We start from the raw sequence: 4,832 nt of genomic DNA on the forward strand, positions 1-4,832 counted from the left end.
CCACATCACCTCCGGTAGGGGGGCGTCGAGGTGGTGGGTGAAGTGCTGGCACACCTCGTCCAGGGCGCGGGCGAACACGGGATGGGTGTCATACAATTCCCGTCCCATGCCGGGGCGCTGACTGCCCTGACCGGAAAAGACAAACGCCGTCCGGCCCTCCTCGGTCGCGCGTCCCTGCAGCACGTGTGGCGCACGGCGGCCGTGGGAGAGGGCGGTCAGGCCGTCCAGGAGCGCGGTGCGGTCCTCGGCGACGACGGCTGCGCGGTGGCTGAACGCGGCGCGGGTCGTCGCCAGGGCGAAGCCCACATCCGCAAGTGGCAGATCCGGGTGAGCGCGGACGAAGGTGCGAATGCGAGCGGCTTGCTCGGCCAATGCCCGCTGGCTCTTGGCGGACAGCACCCAGGGGAGCGGTCCGACCGCGTCAGCCCGCTCGATGGGCGGTTCTGCGGGGACGGGCTCCAGCGACGGCGCCTCCTCCAGGATGACGTGGGCGTTGGTGCCGCTGATCCCGAAGGAGGATACGGCGGCCCGGCGAGGCCGCTCCTCCGTCACCTCCCAGGGTCGCTCCTCGGTGAGAAGTTCCACGGCGCCCAAGGACCAGTCGACGTGAGGCGTGGGCTCGTCGATGTGCAGTGTGCGCGGAAGAACACCATGGCGCATCGCCATGGCAAGTTTGATGACACCGGCTACTCCGGCCGCGGCCTGGGTATGGCCGATGTTCGACTTCAAAGACCCCAGGAGCAAGGGCTGTCGGCGGTCCTGTCCGTAGGTCGCGAGCAGCGCCTGGGCCTCGATCGGATCGCCGAGGGCGGTGCCTGTGCCGTGCGCTTCGACAGCGTCAACCTGTGCGGGAACGAGGCCCGCGTCGGCGAGGGCCGCGCGGATGACCTTCTGCTGCGCGGCGCCGTTCGGGGCCGTCAGACCATTGCTCGCGCCGTCCTGGTTGACGGCGGAGCCACGCAGCACCGCGACGACCGGATGGCCGTTGCGGCGCGCGTCCGAGAGCCGCTCTACCAGGAGCATGCCGATGCCCTCGGCCCATACGGTGCCGTCCGCGCCCGCGGCGAACGCCTTGACGCGCCCGTCCGGGGCCAGCCCCCGCTGTCTGCTGAACCACACGAACAGATCCGGTGTCGCGAGCACCGTCACGCCGCCTGCGAGCGCCAGATCACACTCGCCGGACCGCAGCGCCCGCGCCGCCAGATGCAGCGCGACCAGGGACGATGAGCACGCCGTGTCGAGCGTTACCGCCGGTCCCTCAAGGTCGAGGGCGTATGCGAGGCGGCCTGAGGCGACGCTGGCCGCGTTGCCTGTGAGAATGTGACCCTCGTAAGTAGCGGGCACGTCCTGCCGGTCCGGCGCGTACCGCTGCGCGGACATGCCGACGAACACGCCAGTACGGGTCCCGCGCAGCGAGGTCGGATCGATCCCGCCCCGCTCCACGGTTTCCCATGTGGTCTCCAGGAGCAGTCGCTGCTGCGGGTCGGTGGAGATGGCCTCGCGCGGACCGATGCCGAAGAACGGGGCATCGAAATCTCCCGCGCCGCTGAGGAATCCGCCTTCCTTGACATAGGAGCGATCGGGTTTGTCCGGGTCAGGGTCGTAGAGCTGATCGAGGTCCCAGCCGCGGTCCGTGGGAAAACCGGAGACGGCGTCACGACCCTCCGCGACGAGCCGCCACAGGTCGTCCGGCGAGCCGACGCCGCCGGGGTAGCGGCAGCCCATCGCGACGATCGCGATCGGCTCGTGCCGTGCCGCCTCCAGCTGGCGCACCCGCCGGTTGGCCTGGCGCAGGTCGGCCGTGGCGCGCTGCAGGTACTCGCGCAGTCTCTGCTCATTGGACATAGATGGTCACTGCTCCCTGATGAGTGCGGTGAGGACCGTCGCTTCTCGCGTGGGCTGCGGTTTCGATGAGAGGCGACGGAACGACGTCATGCGGTGCCCAACTCGTGGTCGAGAGCCTCGAAGAGCTCCTCGTCGCTGGCCGTGAACAGTTCCTCGTCAGACGTGGCCGCCGCAGCGGAGTCGGCGTCGCCCGCCACGGCGGCGTCCCACCGCCCGAGCAGCGCCCGCAACCGGGCCACCACCTCTGTGGCGGCCTGGTCCCCGGGCCTGTGAGTGGCGAGGACTGTCTCCACCGCAGCGAGCCCCTCGTCAAGCACAACTCGTGCACCGTCCGCCGGACCGTCAGGGGACAGCGCGCCGCGCAGGTGCTGGACGAGGTCCTCAGGGGTCGGGAAGTCGAAGACCAGCGTGGCCTGCAGACTGAGCCCGGTCGCAGCGCTGAGCCGGTTGCGCAGCTCCACGGACGTCAGCGAGTCAAAACCGATCTCCTTGAACGCGGCGTGCCGGTCGACCTTCTCAGGCCTGCCATGTCCGAGGACCTGCGCCACCTGCGTCCGTATGAGGTCCAGGAGCGCCGCATCGCGCTCCGCCGCCGGGAGCGCGGTGATCCGACTGACGGCGGCCTCCGCCGCACGCTCGGTGCCGCGCACCGCCGTCCGCCGTGCCGCGCCGCCCACCAGCCCGCGGAAGATGCGCGGCAGTCCGCCCTCGCTGTCTTGGGCGCGCAGGGCAGCGAGGTCGATGCGCGCGGGCACCAGCACGGCGAGGCCCTCCTCCGCCGCGACCTCGCGGGCGGCGTCCAGGAGCGCCATGCCGGCCTCCGCCGACAGCGGAGCGAACCCGCTACGGCCTAGACGCGCCAGGTCACCGGCGGTCAGCTGGTCGGCCATGCCACCACCAGGCGCCCACGTGCCCCAGGCCAGCGACATGGCGGGCAGCCCCAGGGCGCGCCGGTGCCGGGCGAGCGCATCGAGGAAGGTGTTCGCCGCGGCGTAGTTGCTCTGACCGGCGCCGCCAAGGAGGCCGGACGCCGAGGAGAACAGCACAAACTCCTGCAGGTCGAGCTCCGCCGTCAACTCGTGCAAGCGCCACGCTGCGTCCGCCTTCGGCCCGAGGACAGCGTCGAGACGCTCCGGTGTCTGTGCCGTGAGTACCCCGTCCTCCAGTACGCCCGCGAGGTGGAACACCGCCGTCAGCGGGTGCTCTCCTGGAACGGCGGCCAAAAGTTCGGCCAGCGCATTCTGGTCGGCGATATCGCAGGCGACGATGCGCACGTCGACATTCAACTCGGCGAGTTCTTCGCGTAGTTCGGAGGCGCCTGGTGCGTCCGGGCCGCGCCGCCCGGCGATCAGCAGCCGGCGCGCCCCGTGTGTGGTCGCCAAGTGCCGGGCCAGGACACGGCCGATCGCCCCCGTCCCGCCTGTGATCAGCACGGTGCCATCCAGGGCGGAAGGAACCCTGGTGGCGACACGGTCTGCGGTCGTCCGGGCGGTACGGTGTGCCCCTGCTGCCCGGCGGACGATCCTGGGCTCGAAGACCTCACCGTCGCGGACGGCGAGCCGTGAGGCCCCGGCGGCCCCGGCGGCCAGCGCGGTGGGCAGCGCGCGTAGCGACGCGTCGGTGCCGTCGAGGTCGAGCAGGACGAACCGGCCGGGGTTCTCGGTCTGGGCGGAGCCGACGAGCCCCCATAGGGGGGCCTCAGCAAGCCGCGGAACCGGGTCGGACGCAGCGGCCGCCACGGCGTTCCGTGTGACCACCACGAGCCGGGACCCCGTCATGCCGGTCTCGACCGCCCATTCCTGGGCGGCGGCCAGGACAGCCTCCGTCGTGGCACGTACGGCACTCGGAACGTCATCCGGCGTATCGCCTGGGGCTGCTAGCAGGACGAACTCCGGGGCGAGGGCGCCGTTGGCGACTGCCGTACGGAGGGCGGTGAGGTCGTCGAACGTCTCCACCGGGACGCGAGGGACGGTCAGAACCTCAGCCAGCCATGTGGCGGACCCACCCACGATCGCTATACGGGCCGCTGCGGTTGTCGTGCGGGTGTCGGAGACCGCCACTGGGACCCAGGTGGGCTCGTGCAGGGGCGCTGCCTGCACGGACGTGCCGTCCCGGGGGGCGCGTCCGGGTGCCGCCGGCGTCAGCGCGACAGAGTCGATGGTGGCCACCAAGGCGCCCGACGAGTCGGTGAGCGTGAGGGCGACGGCCCGCTCACCGCTCTCGGAGGGGTCGAGCGGGGTGACCCGCACCCGGACCGCCTCGGCTCCGACGGCGTGCAGTCGCATCCCATGCCAGGAGGTGACAGTCGACTCGCCCACGGCGGCGTCGGCGGCGCGTAGCGCGGCCGCCACCAGCGCCGGGTGCAGGGCATACTCGTCCGGCTGGGCACCGTTGAGCTCAATTTCGCACAGGATGTCGTCGCCGAGCCGCCAGGCGCCGCCCAGGGACACGGGCTGCGTCCATTCCACGTTGCTCAGGAGCTGGGTGAGTTCATCGTTGCCCAGCGCCCTCGCGTCCGCCGGTGGCCACACGTCCGTCGTATGCGGCGCCGTATCGTGCGGGAGCGCGGCCGACGACAGTCGGCCCGTGGCGAGCCGGGTCCAGGGCCACTCGACGATGTCGGGGCGCGCGTGCATGGAGAGCGCACGGTCACCCGCCGCGTCGGCCGCGTCCACCGACACCTGGAACTGCAGTGCTTCGGAAGCGCAGGAGTCGTAGGGCTCCAGAAGGTCAGGGGCGTCGTACAGCGTGAGGTCGTCCACCTGCTTGCCGTCACTGTGTAAGGCTGCGGTAAGGGCGGCCTCGGCGAGCACTGCTGCGAGGTCGGCTGGGCCGGCGTCGATGGTGTGAGGAGGGAGATGCCCCGTCAGTATCAGCCCGTCGCCTTCGGCGAGTTCGAGGGTGGCGGGGAGTAGGGGGTGTGTGGTGGGGGTGAGGCCGAGGGTGGTGGTGTTGGTGGTGGGTTTGGGGGTGTTGAGCCAGTAGCG

General features: G+C 71.3%; 1 protein-coding gene and 1 pseudogene. Both read right to left on the reverse strand.

Going from position 1 to position 4,832, the window contains the following annotated elements; translation table 11 throughout:
• Window positions 1-1,845 (reverse strand): annotated as a pseudogene (locus tag ACFZCY_RS45320) (type I polyketide synthase); the annotation flags it as partial.
• An 86-nt stretch (window positions 1,846-1,931) separates the two neighbouring features.
• The coding region (locus tag ACFZCY_RS45325) for an SDR family NAD(P)-dependent oxidoreductase (RefSeq protein WP_391187678.1) at window positions 1,932-4,832 on the reverse strand (2,901 nt) is incomplete at its 5' end.

This window comes from Streptomyces sp. NPDC007983 (assembly GCF_042958345.1).
Classification (GTDB): domain Bacteria; phylum Actinomycetota; class Actinomycetes; order Streptomycetales; family Streptomycetaceae; genus Streptomyces.